The 15671-nt window shown below is 65.2% G+C and carries 9 protein-coding genes; 6 read left to right on the plus strand and 3 right to left on the minus strand.

The features are described 5' to 3' along the window. The first annotated feature begins 160 nt into the window (after positions 1-160). From V7787_RS42520 to V7787_RS42535, 4 genes are all read left to right on the plus strand, one after another. The gene (locus V7787_RS42520) at positions 161-1045 is read left to right on the plus strand and encodes an ABC transporter ATP-binding protein (protein WP_336093638.1); all 885 of its coding nucleotides are present in this window, start codon (positions 161-163) and stop codon (positions 1043-1045) included. Continuing rightward, entirely contained in the window at positions 1042-4440 is a 3399-nt protein-coding gene (locus V7787_RS42525; RefSeq protein WP_336093639.1) for an ABC transporter permease, read from the plus strand. The genes V7787_RS42520 and V7787_RS42525 overlap by 4 nt, the downstream gene beginning before the upstream one ends. Before the next feature lie 76 nt (positions 4441-4516). Continuing rightward, entirely contained in the window at positions 4517-6670 is a 2154-nt protein-coding gene (locus V7787_RS42530) for a TonB-dependent receptor (protein WP_336093641.1), read from the plus strand. A gap of 262 nt (positions 6671-6932) precedes the next feature. Then, entirely contained in the window at positions 6933-8114 is a 1182-nt protein-coding gene (locus tag V7787_RS42535) for a DUF4189 domain-containing protein (RefSeq protein WP_336093642.1), read from the plus strand. A gap of 461 nt (positions 8115-8575) precedes the next feature. On the opposite strand, the gene V7787_RS42540 is transcribed toward V7787_RS42535, so the two are convergent. After that, on the minus strand, positions 8576-9001 hold the full coding sequence (locus tag V7787_RS42540; RefSeq protein WP_336093643.1) for a hypothetical protein: 426 nt from the start codon (positions 8999-9001) through the stop codon (positions 8576-8578). A 162-nt stretch (positions 9002-9163) separates the two neighbouring features. After that, positions 9164-11392 (minus strand): S8 family serine peptidase, encoded by a 2229-nt coding sequence (locus tag V7787_RS42545; protein WP_336093644.1) that lies wholly within the window; start codon positions 11390-11392, stop codon positions 9164-9166. 110 nt (positions 11393-11502) lie between these two features. On the opposite strand from V7787_RS42545, the gene V7787_RS42550 reads away from it, so the two are divergent. Beyond that, the gene (locus V7787_RS42550) at positions 11503-11901 is read left to right on the plus strand and encodes a hypothetical protein (protein WP_336093645.1); all 399 of its coding nucleotides are present in this window, start codon (positions 11503-11505) and stop codon (positions 11899-11901) included. 539 nt (positions 11902-12440) lie between these two features. Here the strand turns inward: V7787_RS42550 and V7787_RS42555 are convergent. Next, positions 12441-12833, minus strand: a complete 393-nt coding sequence (locus V7787_RS42555; RefSeq protein ID WP_336093646.1) for a hypothetical protein — start codon at positions 12831-12833, stop codon at positions 12441-12443. A 640-nt stretch (positions 12834-13473) separates the two neighbouring features. Between V7787_RS42555 and V7787_RS42560 the strand changes: the two genes are divergently transcribed. Then, on the plus strand, positions 13474-15671 hold a 2198-nt coding region (locus V7787_RS42560), incomplete at its 3' end, for an ESPR-type extended signal peptide-containing protein (protein ID WP_336093647.1).

Here is a 15671-nt window from a genome sequence, read left to right on the forward strand (position 1 = left end):
CAGCGGCCGCCGCAAGCGCGATCGCCACGCCCATGTCGTTCGACGGCGCCCTCCGGCCGCCAGCGACAGGGCTTCATCCATCGCCGGCACGGGGCCGGGCGCGTCGTGGCAACTACGTCGCGCCCGCACGCCGGCTTTCCGCATTTGCCACGGGACTCGTATGACCCTCGAGAACGGCCTGCTGATCGAAGACCTGACCAAGACCTACCGCAACGGCGTACGCGCCTTGAACGGGGTGAACCTGCACGTGCCGCCGGGCATGTACGGCCTGCTCGGCCCGAACGGAGCGGGCAAGAGCAGCCTCATGCGCACGCTGGCGACGTTGCAGTCGCCCGACGGCGGCCGCATTCGCCTGGATGGCGTGGATGTGTTGGCCGATCCGGATTACCAGCGCAAGCGGCTGGGCTATCTGCCGCAGCAGATCGGCGCGTATCCGGGCATGTCGGCGCGCACCCTGCTGGACCGCTTCGCCTGGCTCAAAGGCCGCACCGATGCGAAGTCGCGCGCCGAGGAGGTCGGCAGTCTGCTCGAGAAGGTCAACCTGGCAGGAGTCGCCGAGCGCGCGGTGGCCACCTATTCCGGCGGCATGCTGCGTCGCTTCGGCATTGCCCTGGCGTTGGTGGGATCGCCGCGTTTGTTGATCGTCGACGAACCCACCGCCGGCCTGGATCCGGCCGAGCGCAATCGATTCCATCGCGTGCTCGCCGACGTCGCCGCCGAATCGATCGTGCTGTTGTCCACGCACATCGTCGAGGACGTCGAGAACCTGTGCCATCGCCTGGCGATTCTGGCCGGCGGCCGGATCGTCGCCGAAGGCACGCCCGCGCAGTTGGTCGCGCCGTATCAGGGCCGGCTTTGGTCCAGTGTGATTCCGCGCGGCGAAGCCTTGCCCGAGCATCTGCACGTCGCCGCCAGCCCGGAGGGTTCGAAGGTCATCGTCCATGCCGACGCTGCGCCGGATGAGCGCTTCGCCGCGCATACGCCGCGGCTGGAGGATGTTTACTACGTGGCCCTCGGCCAGGCGGGTCTGGCGGAGGCGGCATGAACGCAGTCGCCCTGATGGCGCACGAAGCGCGCGCAGAACTGCGCGCGGGATTGCGCAGCGGCATTGTCGGGCTGGTGTTCCTGGGATTGGCCGGCTATCTGCTGATGTCGCTCACCAACGCCGACTACGTGCAGAAAATGGGCGCGGCCGACATCCCGCGCAATGCGCCGAGCCTGGTCTATCTGATGTCGACCGGCTGCATGTTCTTCCTGTTTTTCGCCTGGGCGTGGGTGTTCGCCCAACCGCTGCTGCGCGACCGGCAGGCAAGCCTGCACGAGATCGTGCTGTCGATGCCCAATTCGTTGCAGGCCCTGCTGTGGGGGCGCTTCATCGGCGCGGCCATGGTCGGCGCGTTGCTGGCGGGCGCGCTGATCGTCGGCTTCATCGCGACGCCGCTGCTGGGCTGGATCGGCCTGGTGCCCGCCAGTTCCATCACCGCGCCGCCGTGGCGCGCGTTGCTGTTCGCCTGGGTCTGGCTGTTGATACCCGCCGGCACCGGCATCGGCGCGCTGTACTACCTGGCGACCTTGCGCACGCGCAGCGTCGCCGGCGCGTTCGGCTTGTCGGCGTTGTTGATGCTGCTGTGGATGTTCGCGGTGGTGGTGCTCAAAGGCGGCCACATCAATCCGACCCTCGCTGCGGCGTTGGACCCGTCGCTGTTCACTTACGCGCAGACCCAGATCGAAACCTGGACTCCGCTGCAGAAGACCCGCGACCTGCTGCCGCTGACGCCGCAGTTCCTGCTCAATCGCGTGTTGTGGGGCGCGGCGCCTTTGCTGTTGCTGTATTGGGCGCTGCGCGGGGCGAAGCGCGAATCGATGGTGCTCGAGCGCCCCTCGCGCCGTCGCGCCGCCAAGTCCGCTCCCGCGCATGCACAAGCGCAAGCTGCATCCCAGCGCGGCCCTGCGCCCGGCGCGATCGGTACGCCGAACTGGTGGTCGGCGTTGTGGCTGGAAACGCGCTGGCAGTTGGCTCAGATCGTGCGCGGCCGCGGCTGGTGGACCGCGGTCGCGGTGCTGCTGGCGATGGGCGTGCTGAGCGCCTTCGTACACGGCGTCTGGCACGCCGAAGGGCCGATGCTGCCGCGCCCGGACATGCTGCTGCCCTTGCTCAAGAGCGCGGTGTTCCTGGTGATCGCCTTCATCGTCGCGGCGATGGTCGGGTTGATCTCGCGCCGCGACCATGTCGAGGGCTTCGACGGCATGTTCGACGCAACTCCGGCGCCGGCCTGGCTGCGTCCGTTCGCGCGCGCCCTGGCGGCGATCGCGGCGACGCTGGGGCTGGCGATGCTGCCCGGCCTGTCCGCGCTGTTGGCTACCGCGGTGGCGGCGCCGGCGGCGTTGGACCTGCGCGATCCGCTGCTGTACCAGACGCTGATCATGGCGCCGCCGCTGATCGAACTGGCGGTGCTGGTGTTCTTGGTGCATGCGCTGTGCCGCCGATCCGGCGTCGCCTACACCTTGTCGATGCTGCTGACGTTCTTCTTCGTGCTCAATCACGAACTGGGACTGGTGGACCATCCGTTGTACGAGTTCGGCATACCGGCGCACATGAACTTGTCGGCCTTGACCGGCTGGGCGCCGTGGTGGGATTACCTGCTGACGCTGGACGGTTACAAGCTGAGCCTGTCGGCGTTGCTGGTCGCGTTGGCGGCGCTGATCGTGCCGCGCGGCGTCGACAGCCGCTGGCACCGCGGCATGGCGCAGGCACGGGCGCGAGTGCGCGGCCCCGCTGGCGCATTGGCGGCGCTGGCGTTGGTCGCGATGCTTGGGCTGGGCGCGTTGCTGCAAACGCGTTTGAGCGAACGCGGCGGCTATCAGCCGCTGGCCGAACGCCAGCGCGAAGACGCCGAGTGGGAGCGCTCGTGGCTAGGCCGCGCCGGTGCCTACGCGGTTGCCGGCGGCGATCTGCGCCTGCAGGCCGATCCGGCTTCGGCCACTGTGCACGGCGAGTGGGACTTGCGCGGCGTGCACGCGGCCGGCGGCGTCCTGCATGCGGAATTGCCCGCGGGCTTCGCGCTGGCGCAAGCGGCGGTGGAAGGACGCGAGGTCAAGGCCGACATCCGTCACGACCACCTGGCGTTGCCGCTGGGCGAATGCGGCCGATCCGCGCCCGGTTGCGCGGTGCGCTTGCGTTGGACGGTGGCGCCGCCGGTGTGGTCCTCGGAAGGCGACACGCCCTGGCTCAGCCGGGCCGGAGTGTGGCTGCGCGCGCAGGATGCGGCGCCGCGACTGGGCCTGGATCCTCAGCGGGTACTGCGTTCTCCCGCCGACCGGACTCGGCACCGCCTGCGCGCCGATCCCGTATTGCCGACCGCGTCGGTCGCGGTCGCCGCCGATGCGATCGCGCCGGCAGGGCAGTGGAGTTGGTCCGTGCGCGTTGCCGGCGAACAAACCGAAATCGCTCACGGCCGCGGCGATGGCCCGTTGGCGTTCGCGGCGCAGTGGTCGGCCGATGCAGTGACCAGCCGATCCGGCAATCTGCGCATCGTTCACGACCACAGCCGCATCGACTCCGCCTCGGGCATCGTTGCCGACGTGGAGAACATGCAGGCCTGCGTGGCGCGGCGGCTGGGCCGGGCAGGGCAGGTCGATACCGTGGTCCAGTGGCCGCGCGGGCTGGGCGAGCCGGGGCTGTTCGACCGCACCCTGGTGTTGCCCGAGGAGCCGAGCTGGGATGTCGCCGATGCGGGCGTCGGCCGTTACCTGCGCCGCGCACGCATCGCGACCGCGCTGGCGCGCCGGCAACTGGCGACGGATGCGGATCTGCGCGAAGGCGCGGGCGCGGTGTGGCTGCAGGAAGGCGCGGCCGGCGCGGTGGGATTGCTGTGCGTCGGCGATGAAGACGGTCTGGCGGCGATGGATCAAGTGTTGGTGCGCGAAGCCGATCGCACCGCGCAAGCGCTCGCCGCCAGCGAAGCGCCGGTCGGCGCGGTGTCGCAGGCGCCCGCCGCGGGATGGGCGCAGCGTTATGCGCCGTTGGCGACGCTGGAATGGGCCGCGCAGCAGACCCCGCAAGACTTCGCTGCGCTCACCCACGCGCTCGCAGCGTCCAAACCGTTGGAAGCGGCGCTCAGCGAACGCTCGGGCGAGCGCAGCGCCGTGGCCTTGCTGGGCCCGCCGCTGGCATCGGAGTTGTCGCGCGTCAGTGACGCCAACGGCACCCGCGTCGAAGGCCGCCGCTGGCGCTGGCGCGACGGCGGCTGGACGCCGGTCGACGACGCCGTGGCGCGATACCGCTTGCTGGTCCGTCGCGACGGCGTGATCGGTCTGCTGCCCGAGGCCGCAACGTATCCGCGTTTCCCACGCGACAGCGACGGATTGCTGCTCGATGCCTGGCCCTCGTATCAGCGAGCGCCGCAACAAGCCCTGCTGCGGCCCAACGCCGCACATTGAAACATTCGCGTTTCCGGCCGTCGCACGGCGGTCGGGGCGCGTATTCCCACTACCCGATTTCCGCTAAGGATCCGATATGTCGTACCCGAAGTATTTCGCGCCCGCCACCGGCCGTCGCACCGATGCGCTGGCGCTGGCGATCGCGCTGGCGCTGGCGCCGTGCGCGGCGGTCGCAGCCGACGCCGCCCCCGACGCTGAGGCCGCGGCCGCGGTGGACGCCACCGAACTGCCGACCGTCACGGTGAGCGCGAGGTTGGGCCAGGAACGTCCCAAGGACGTGCCGTTCGGACTCAGCGTCACCCGCGGCAGCGACGTCGAAGCGGGCCGCTTGCTGGATGTCGAAGACGTATTGCGCAACTCGCCCGGCGTGGACGTGAACTCCTACGGCGGAGCCAACGACGCCAACGTCCGCATCCGCGGCGTGGGCTCGCTCAATCAGGTCAGCATGGACGACGGCTCGGTGGTGATGAACATCGACGGCGTGGCGATGTCGGTTCGGCATGCATCGCTGGCGACCTTCGACGTCGACAGGATCGAAGTGCTGAAAGGACCGCAGGGCACCTTGTTCGGCCGCAACAGCGAAGCCGGCGCGATCAACGTCACCAGCCGGCGCCCGACCCGCGAGCGCGAAGGCTATCTGCGCCTGGAAGCAGGGCAGGACGGACAACATCTGGAGGAGGGCGCGGTTGGCGGCGCGCTGTCGGACCAGCTCTCCGGTCGTATCGCCGTACGCAATTCCGGCTCCGACAGTTGGATCGAGAACGCCAACGACGACAAGCCCATGGTCGAGCCGCGCGAAACCGCGTTGCGCGGCAGCCTGTTGTGGGATGCCGGCGAGGGCACTGAAGCCTTGTTGATCGTGGAAGGACAGAACACGCGCCACAAGGCCGGCATGGAACTGCTGCGACCGTTCGGCGACCGTCCCAGCCTGGACCTGACGCCCGGCGTGTTCGACGGCAACCGCAAGGACACCCGCCGCTACTCGTTGCAGATCGATCACGAACTGGACGCCAGCCGGATCACCTCGATCACCGCGCACACCCGCGCCGACTTCGTCGCCACCAAGGGCTACGACCGGCGCATCACTCAAGCCTTGTACGGCATGCCGTTCGAGTATCTGGTCACCGATTCCTCCGACGAGCGCGTGAGCAGCCAGGATCTGCGTTGGTCGTCGCTGCCCGATGCGCAGCGGTTCTGGGTGCTGGGCGCCAACTGGTCGAAGTCCGAACGCAGCTTCGATTCGCTGTACCTGGGCAACGGCAACCTGCAACGACGCGACTTCGATACCGACGGTTATGCGGTTTACGGCGAAAGCACCATCCCGCTCAACGATGCCTTCAAGCTCACCGGCGGCCTGCGTTACACCAACGAGCGCAAGACCTACAACGGCCTGTACTTCACCGGCGGCTCCGCCGCTCCCGGCGTATCCGACGCCCGCCGCGTCGACGAGGATTATCTGACCGGCCGGGTAGCGCTTTCCTACGCTTTGAACCCGACCACCAACCTGTACTCTGTCGCTGCACGCGGACACAAATCGCGCGGCTTCAACGACTATTCGACCCAGCCGATCGACAGCCTGCCGTACAAGGCCGCGAGCGTTGACACCTATGAGCTCGGTTTCAAGCACGAGTCGGCCGATCGGCGCCTGAGCCTGAGCGGCGCGGTGTATCTGAGCGAGGTCAGCGACGACCACTTGCTCGGCTACGACTTCAACACCATGGCGGTCAGCACCGTCAATGCCGACACCCGCAGCAAGGGCGTCGAACTGGAAGGCCAGTGGCGCCTGGCCGGCGGCTGGAGCTTCGGCGCGGGCGTGAGCTACATCGACGCCAAGATCACCAGCCCCGCGACCGGCGTATCCGGCGGCGACGTCGCCGCCGGCAATCGCGCGCCCGACATCCCGCACTGGAGCGGCAACCTCACCGCCGGCTATCGGCGCGAATTGCCGACGTTCTGGGGCCTGTCCGCGCCGGCGCTCAACTTCCGCCTCGATTACCGCAGCATCGGCAGCCGGCCGGCCGACCCGCAGAACCACTTCGACCTGGGCGGGTACCAGAAGCTGGATCTGCGCGTGGGCCTGGAGAACGGCCCGGCCGAGTTCTACGCCTGGGCCGACAACCTGACCGACGAGCGTTACGACCTCTACGGCAACTACTCGTCGCCAACCGTAACCACCGGCGTGCCGGCGCGTGGCAGATCTGCGGGGGTTGGGTTCCGTTACGCGTTCTGATCGCGCTGCGGCGAATCGCCCGCTTGCCCACGCCACCCAACGAAAAGAGGTCGTCGATGATTACGCTGAGCATGGCCCCGCTGCCGGTTTGCAATGGCTTGCATCGGGCATCGGTCGCTTGGGGGCGCGGCAGGAGGCGTCCTTTGAAAGGGACGCTTCTGGCCGCATTAGGCCTGCTCTCGCTTGCGGCCTGGGCGGGGCGGCGTTGACGCGCTGATGCGCGTGCATCGAGACTGCAGCGTCTGCGACAGGAGCTGAGTGCATGGATTGGAATCGAAAGGACGCGTCGGGCGCGCGCAAGCGCCGGTCAGCCGGGCTGTGGGTGGCGGTAGCGGTAGTGGCGGCGTGCTGGCCGGCGCTCTGCGCGGCGCAGGCCTACCCCTGCGGCAGCGGCCCCGGCCCGGGCGAAGTGCAGGTGGGGGTGAGCGGCGGGTCCAACGGTATTGCCGCCACACCGATGTGCGCGCCGGCCGGCGGCGGCGGCGGGGGCGACTCCGGGCCGCGTAGGGCGCCGTCGGTGCCCGACGTCCCGGTCGACAATTACATCGCCGTGGCCGCGCATCCGGACCTGCCCGATGTCTGGGCGACCTGGGGCCAGTACCGGCTTCAGGCCGCCGAGACGGTGGTGCTGGACGCGTGCAAGCGGACCCTGGGTGAGGGCTGCGCGGTGCTGGAATCCGGCGCCAACCTGGCGGTCTCGGTCGCGCGCGACGCGCAGGGGCGCATGCGCGCGGCCAGCGGAAACGACCCCCGCCAGGCGCGGCGCGCGCTGGAAGCGACCTGCCAGCGCGACGGTGCGCGCTGCGCCGCCTTCAAGACCTTCCACGCGCCACTGCGCGGTGAGTCGCCGTTCTCGGCGATCCTGCGCGAGGATCTGGACAAGGAAGGATTATTCAAGGAGTACTATTTCCCGCCGCGATCCAGCGTGCCGGCGCCCAAACTGGGAACGCCGGACGCCGGCGTAGGCGTCGGCGGCCGCTCCGACGCACTGGCCAAGCTGCCGTCGGTGCCGGGCATCCGCAAGGTTCACCATTCCGTCGACGGTACTTGGCTGCTGCGCCAGGGCGACCGCAAGGGCCTGGGCTGTTCGCTGATCTATTTTCGCGAAGACCAGCGGGTGATGTTCGTCGGTCCCAGCGCGGCCGATCCGCGCGGCGCGCTGGCGATTGCGAGCAAACGGCTGGCGCCGGTCGCGCAGGCGCGTGAGGCGCGGGCCACGATGCGCGGCGACCGCGGCGAAGTTGAGGTGCGAGTCGTGCACGTGCCGGTGTCCGAGCGCGAATCCATGCTGCTGATGCCGACCGACCTAGCGACGACGATCGCTTCGATCTCCGACCGCTCGCCGCTGCAGTTGGAACTGGAGGGGCGCGCGGTGCTGGACATGCAGATTCAGGGTGGGATCAAGGCGCGGGGCGCGATGCAGCAGTGCTTGTTGGGGCACTAGTGCGGTGAGAGCAGTTCGTCGCCGCGCGGACAAATTCCCACGCCGTGCGCGCCGCGATGCTCGGCGTAATCGAGCAATCGCGCGAGCGCGGCTCGGCGGCAGAAAGACCTAATGGAGCCCCGAATTCCGGGGCTCCTTCTTTTGCACAGATAGCGAAGCAGGGACCGGCGCCGTGGCCGGTGCGCTAGGGCGGGGAGCGTAGGCAGCGTTACGAGAACGACGAGGGCAGGGCGCCGCCATTGTTATGGATGCGCTTCCGCCTTCGATGCCACGGCGAATACCAACCAGGCCTGATCCCGTAATGGGACCGATGCGACCACAATTTCGCAGTCGCCGAATGAAACGCGCTCATAACTGGGTACGGTTTTACGATAGCTCTGCTCGCCTTTGGCCACCAGCGATGGAACCGTCGAGGAAAGCTGCACCTTACCCGTACGCAACTACAGAAGCGGCGAAGCACGTCAGTCACCGAAACTGACGCCCCGACATTCATTGCGCGCCTGAACTTCGCGCCGGCTTTTTTCGTCGACACTCGCGTCGCGCATCTTTTTGATCGAATACGCACAGCGCTCACGTCGGTAGCTGTCATTCAGGCCGAGGTTCGTATTTGTGTTTTTTTCCCAACGCATCAATGGTCGCGGCTCCTGAAACTCCAACGAAGACTCGCTGGAATCTGCTAGTCGTGCAACTGCCGGGCTACGACGATAGAGAATATCCTGCGCACGCTCCGTTGGAGACTTTTGCCCGGGAGGGGCTGATGGTACAGGCGTCGTTTCTGAAACGGATTTGGAAGGTGCCTTGGCAACCGATTTGACCACCGGATTCTGAGCGCACACCGGTGCGGACAATAGCAGCGTGATGATGATAGAAATGAATAAGCGCAACATGACAAAGCCTCTGCATGAGCCGGATGATTGCCGGTCCGACAGCTCCGAATCGAAAGCACAACGACGTTATGCGCTCACTGACAAGAGCGGCGAGAGTCTCGTGGACTCCCGCCGCGCGCACATCGCTGTATTGGCATCCGCTTCAAGCGGGCAGGTGCCGACTCACCGGAGCGCGTCGCATCTCGCCTGATTGCGGTCGACACGTATACGACGCTCCTGCGCGGTCAGCGCCTGCTGCAGAATGTCTACGACGTCGCCGCGATACGCCGCCGCGACGAAGCAGTCGTCAGCGTTGGCGTGGAAGCGGACGCGGCCATAACCGTAGCTGACGTCGTGCCCGGGCTCGCCCAAATCGTTGCCTCTTCTGCGGGCGATCTGTTGCAGACTGTCTAGGGTCGCGTTGGCCAGAGCCAGACGGAGAGCCAGACGGCGTGCAGGGGTGTCTTGAACATCCGGAGCATCCAATGCCTCGTGATGTACCAGTTGAACCTGTCGCTGCCGGATAAGCGCAGCCAGGCCGGCGACATGCGGCGTCGCCGCAGATGTGCCGTTGAACCATCGCCGCCCATAGGTCACGGTATCGACATTGGCGAAGCTGGCGACATTCGGCTTCGGATTGGCGTCCACAGCACCGACTGGCAAGGCGCCGCCCGCAGCCAGGACCGGACCACGAGAGCTGTAGTCCTCTAGATTCGAATCGTCCACATTCAGCGCGGCGATAGTCATCACGTCCCGCGAGTCGGCGGGGAAGCTCAAACTACGCTCGGGAGTCGACTGGCTGATTGCGTAGCTGCTGAACAACTGCAGGTTATTGTTGGCGCCGGGAGTATTGCGGCTTACCCGCACAGCGTAAACCGCGTCGCCACGGCCGCGGCATTCGGCCGTGGCTTGGCCGGCTGCCGGCACGTAATCGATAGTTTCCGACGGCGCCTGGCCGACTTCACCGTTTTGGGCGTGGTTGGACGACGCGACCTCCAACCATCGGTTTACGCCGGGTGCGATTCGAACACGGCGGTACAAATGCAGGTCGTAGTCCTGGTCAGTGACATTGGCGGGGTCGGCACCACCGGCCCAGTCGTTCCAGAACAGGGAGATCGATATGGGATAGTCCGGGTCGGGGACAACGCACTCGCCGTCGTTGAGAAGGTTGTAAGTATCGCCAGCGGCATTCCAACGCTGGAAGCCGGCATCGACATTCGTCACTCCACCCCAATGCTTCAGCGCTTCGTTGCCGGCGGCGTTGAGCACCACGACGCCGTTAGCACGCGCAGCGCGGATCGCATCGTAGAGCCCCCTGAGAAAGCCCAGGCGACCGCTTCCATCGCCAATGCTACCGCTCTCATAGCCGAGCGAGGCGGTGATTATGTGCGCGCGTGGGCTGCCTTGAGCGACATTGTTTTCATCGAGATTGGCCGCGTGGCGCACATACGCGGTCCAATCGCCAGCGCCGCTCTGGTCGTAGGCAATGAAATCGGCCTGCGGCGCCAGGTCATAGGCTATTTCGAGCACTGCATTTCCGTGTGGATTACCGCTTGAACCGAAAGCCTTGTTGGCCCGGTTGCCGCGGGTCAGTCGCTCATCAGCCGGCCATTCGCCGGACGCCTGCAGTTCGGCCACTTCGCCCTCGTCGTCGTCGAAGCCGTCGATCACCGCAATGGTGACGCCCTCGCCACGCAGGCCTAGCTGATGCAAATGTCGCACTTCACTGGCAACCGCTCCTTGTGTGCTAACACGGTTCAGCGCTTGTTGGCTGAAGGTCGGAAGAGCCTTGAGGTCGACCCGCACGACCAGCGGGTTTTGTGCGACCCACTCCATACGGTCGAGCGGCACGCTTGCTTCGAGCACCGCCGAACCGGAAATTGGTTCAGCGCGGATGCCGGCACGCACCAGTTGATCGGCCAGATCGGCGCCGATCTGCGACAGTGTCGCCGGGCGTTCGATTTGCTCGGGCGTCAAGGCCAGATCGATGTGTACGGACACGCGATTGTCTTCGCGCAATTTAGCGGGCACGCCAGCCTCGATCAGTGCCGCGACCTGCATGGCTATGCTCGGTGTTGAGCCCGGCGAGCCGCCGCCTTGCGCGGCACCGACGGAAGACGTAGAGCCCGGGCGACCGACGGCACCGCTTTGGGCCACTTGAAATGCCTTCAGCAATTGCCCGCCCAGCTTGGCTTGAGCCGGGTTGAGCGGCTTGGCGGAGGCGGCAAACGCAACGGCCTGGAAGCGTGCATCCACTTGTGGTGCTCTGCCGGCACCCGCGACTTCGGGCGGTTCGGGCTGCGGTCCATGAGAGACAGAAGACGATGGCAGGCCTGACCACAGCGCCCCGGTGCCGACTGCCACGGTGATGGCGAGGGCGAGCGCACGGCGCCTGCTGGAAGATTTTTTCATGGTGAGGATTCCGAGTAAGGATCGAAAGGAAGTTGGTTTGTTGCCTTGGGGAATGTGGTCTCCACCAAATCCGATGTCGGGCGTAGTGACGCCACACTTATCGGAAACGTGTGGCCCAGCACCTGTTGCTCGAGATGCCATCGATATCGGCAGGCCGGATTGTTTGGCCGGGTCCGCGCCACGCCGCTGGTCGATACGGTGGATTTGAAAAACGATCGCTAATTGAACATTTACTGCATAACGCCGACCCGCAAATTTCATCAGGCATGCGCCGCCCGTATCGGCGAGAGCTTTTCGCTTTGCCGATCGACAGAGATCTTCGCGGGGTGTTGGCTGCGTTTACCGGCGCACCGGGAGCGCAACTGATGCTGCTGGCCGAATTTGCTTGTTGCGTGGCCTCTCAGGAGAGGTGGGGAGCGGTGATTGCTGGGGCGGTTGTTTATGGGCAGGCGATAATCTGGACATCGAGCAGATCGGTCGGCCGGCATCGCTTACGGGGCGGCGACTGATCGAAATCGGCAGTTGCGGCCACTGCGCAAGAAGCTTGCGTTCAATAGTATGTAGATGACGATGATGTGCCAACCGATTTTCGAGAAGACCTGATGCGCATTTATTATTTTCTAATCCTTTCTTCATCGCTGATGCCAAGAAAAGGCTGAAATAATCACACACCTTTCTTGGGTGCTTTTTTCTTTCTGTTTATCTGCGAATATCCGAATAGATCGCCCAAACTCGTCGAAGGACGTTCATTCGAACAGGTGAGCGAGCGTCCCGGCCGCCTTCATCGATCTTGGATGTGGCGGGCTGGGTCAGCTTTCGACGAATCCCATCTTTCAATTCCTGGCACACGACCTGACCTGGTTGAGCGGGGGAGATCGCTGATCGGCTGGCGATCGCGCTAACGGCGCTCGCCCTTGCTCGAAGTAGACAGTCGCGATCAGTACTTGCTGATGCTTGAGCTGGCCTGCTCAGACAATGCATCCAGCCAGACCGGCCGGGACTGCGTCGACGCAGGTATTGCCTGTCGCCTCGGCCGCCCGAGTACCGATTAGATTCCGTTCGCACACGCACTGCTTGCGTCCTGGCGCGTTGAGCTCAACAGGGATAACAGCTCCTCGGTGCGGGCGGCCGAGTAGAGCTCGAATGCGGTGCGGTGGTAGAACTGCGGGATAGGATGGTTCATGAACCAGTACACCAGTCGTTCAGCGCTCTCGTGATTGGCGTGTGCGGCCGACAATACTCGTGCGAGGTCGCGTAGGCGCCGCTGCATTCTCGCGGTCGCTTTGTTGTTGCGGATGACAACGTTTCCGTTCGGATTCGATATGGCGGTCAGATCCTTTGCCCGGATGCCCAATACGTGCATGACTCGCTTGGGAGAAATGTGCGGCGTCCCCGGTTCGCGCAGCAAGTCCAGGAAACGCTCGAATTCGGATTCAGTCATTTGCGGATTTGTCGGGTTCTTGAACGTTGATGCGGCGCTGGATCAGCAGCTTGAGCGGCATGTAATAGCCCATTGGGGCGAGCATGGATTACGCGACCGCGCCTATCACTAAGACGCGACAGACGCGCCCCTGATTGAGCGTGAGCTGCAACGGAAATGCTTTAGTCCGCGTGTGATTTTTTTCTGATTTTTCTGAAAAGCGACGCGCACCTCTTTTTTTGCGTGCGATCGGACACTCTTACTTGCGCCATAAGTCATTGAATTTCCGGCTCGCCTCAAGCACTTGCATGTTCTGTCAGCGCTCCCGCCACGCGGTGCAGGAGCCTGCTCGAGGCTGCAAAGAAATCACAAATAAATTATGGCTCCTTGCATGTCAGCCATGTCCTGACCTCCCTAACGTGTATTCCGCGGGAGTTAGGTAGCGCGTCGGAGTGGCCTCGGGATTCGCTGGCGACTGCGACCAGTTTGGCGTCGCCGGATATTGCCCCGGTGGCGCCTGACTAGAGTGTCGAGCCGACCTAACCCCAGAACGACACGGTTCGCCCTTTGTAGGGCGCGTTAACCGAGGGCGGATATCGATCGACGGTCGATATTCAATTGATTGCTGTCGATTCGCCGACACGGCGAGAGGGAACGACCGATGAACTTCATTTTCTGCAAGGTGTGGAGCAGGCGGCTGGGGACTTGGGTGGTCGCTTCGGAATTGGCTAAGGGCGGTAAGAAGCAGGTGCGGAAGGCTTCGTCGGCGGTAGTGCCGACGATGATTATTACGCTCGTGCTCGGTGCAAGTTTTACTTCGGGGCTCCACGCACAGACAGTACTAAATTGCACTAACGACGCTACCGGCAGCGGCAGAATCCAGTGCGGTACCTCGGCAGATGCGGGGGCCGACAACGCCAGTGCCTTCGGCAACTCCGCGAAGGCGACAGGGATGCAGTCAACGGCCGTGGGCGACCAGACGCTGGCCTCAGGCGGCCAAAGCACCGCGATCGGCGCTGGCGCCGCCGGCACTGCAACGGCGGCCACCGCGATCGGCTTCCAATCCTTGGCGAGTGTGCAAAATGCAACCGCGCTTGGTTACCAAGCGAAAGCCACCAATACCAACGCGACTGCACTAGGCAAGGGCGCGACCGCGGGCGGCACCGGCGCGATCGCGGTCGGCGGCAACGCCACGGGCAGTGCCAATGCCGCCGCCGTCGATTCGATTTCGATCGGCGCGCAATCGTCTGTGGCGGCCATCGCTACCTCCGGCGTGGCCATGGGACATAGTGCCACGGTCACTGCCGCTAACGGTATCGCGTTGGGCAACGGCGCCTCAGCCAGCGTCGCACGCAGCGTTGCGCTCGGCGATGGCGCGACCACGGCGGCCGCGATCGGCACCGCTAGCACGGTGATTCGCGGCACGACCTACAACTTCGCTGGCGTCGCGCCGGTCAGCACGGTTAGTGTCGGCGCCGCCGGTGCCGAGCGCACCGTCACCAACCTTGCCGCCGGCCGCCTCAGCGGCGCCAGCACCGACGCCATCAACGGTAGCCAGTTGTTCGCCACCAATCAGGCGGTGCAGAATCTGGTCGCTTCCGGCAGTACGATCGACCAAACCGCGGTGAAATACGACTGGAATGACGCCAATGGCAACGGCGCGGTCGATCCGGGTGAGCTCAACTACAACCGAGTCACCTTCAATCCGGGCGGCGCGGGCGCGACCACCTTGACTAATGTTGCCACTGGCACGCTTAGCGCGACCTCAACCGACGCTGTCAATGGTTCGCAGTTGTTCCAGACCAACCAGAACGTGGCCGCGCTGGGAACTCGCGTGACCACGAACGAAGGCGACATTGCTGCGCTCAATGCTGTGGTCGGCCCGACCGATCAGGCTTATCAGGACACCAACGGCCACGGCGTGCGTTATGTCCGCACCAATCCGGGTCTCAACGCGCAGTCGGATGCCTTCGCGACCGGCGCCAGCTCCACCGCCGTCGGCTACAACGCTCGCGCGGCTGCCGATGAAACCATCGCTATCGGCGAAAATGCACTAGCCAATGCGCTCAGCGGCCTGGCATTCGGCTCGGGTTCGGAGGCCACCGCGCAATACGCGATCGCCATCGGCGATGAATCCACGGCAAGCGGCGATTTCTCCTTGGCATTGGGCGATACGGCCAATGCGAGCGGTGAGTCGTCGGTGGCCATGGGCTCGCATACTGTTGCTAGTGCCTCTGGCGCCACCGCGCTGGGTACCGAAGGCAACGCGGCTGGGTTAGGGGCTTTGGCCTTGGGTTATAGAACAAATGCAAGTGCCTTTGGCGCAACGGCGATTGGTATGGATAGCCAAGTCAGCAACGCGGGTAGCGTGGCGCTGGGTTCGAATTCGGTCGCCGATGGTGCCACGCTCGGCGAGGCGGCTTACGTGCCAGATGCTTCGACATATCCTGTAGCCCGCCCCTTCGCATCCAGCGAGGTATCGATCGGCAAGACGGGCAGCGAGCGCCGTTTGTCCAATGTGGCGGCAGGTGCAGTCGATACCGACGCGGTCAACGTAAGCCAGTTGAAGGCGGTGGACAGCAAGATCACCTCGCTCGGCCAAGACTCGCTGCTGTGGGATCCGACCGCGAACGGCGGCGCAGGTGCGTACAGCGCCAATCACGGGGGTACCGGCCCGAACAAGATCGTCAACGTCGCGCCGGCCGATCTGAGCGCGGCCAGCACCGACGCGGTTAACGGCAGTCAGCTGTTCGCCACCAATCAGGCGGTGCAGGCGGCCGGCGCCGGTTTCACCCTCACCGCGCAGGGCGCCAACGGTTCCAACGTCGATCCGAGCGAGTCGATCGATCTGAAGAACGG

The organism is Pseudomonas sp. CGJS7 (assembly GCF_036961695.1).

What these genes read in the sequence shown, in the direction of transcription:
- V7787_RS42535 (WP_336093642.1), top strand. Translation starts at nt 6,933, where the DNA reads ATGGATTGGAATCGAAAGGACGCGTCGGGCGCGCGCAAGCGCCGGTCA.
- V7787_RS42555 (WP_336093646.1), bottom strand. Translation starts at nt 12,833, where the DNA reads ATGACTGAATCCGAATTCGAGCGTTTCCTGGACTTGCTGCGCGAACCG.
- V7787_RS42540 (WP_336093643.1), bottom strand. Translation starts at nt 9,001, where the DNA reads ATGTTGCGCTTATTCATTTCTATCATCATCACGCTGCTATTGTCCGCA.
- V7787_RS42525 (WP_336093639.1), top strand. Translation starts at nt 1,042, where the DNA reads ATGAACGCAGTCGCCCTGATGGCGCACGAAGCGCGCGCAGAACTGCGC.
- V7787_RS42530 (WP_336093641.1), top strand. Translation starts at nt 4,517, where the DNA reads ATGTCGTACCCGAAGTATTTCGCGCCCGCCACCGGCCGTCGCACCGAT.
- V7787_RS42545 (WP_336093644.1), bottom strand. Translation starts at nt 11,392, where the DNA reads ATGAAAAAATCTTCCAGCAGGCGCCGTGCGCTCGCCCTCGCCATCACC.
- V7787_RS42520 (WP_336093638.1), top strand. Translation starts at nt 161, where the DNA reads ATGACCCTCGAGAACGGCCTGCTGATCGAAGACCTGACCAAGACCTAC.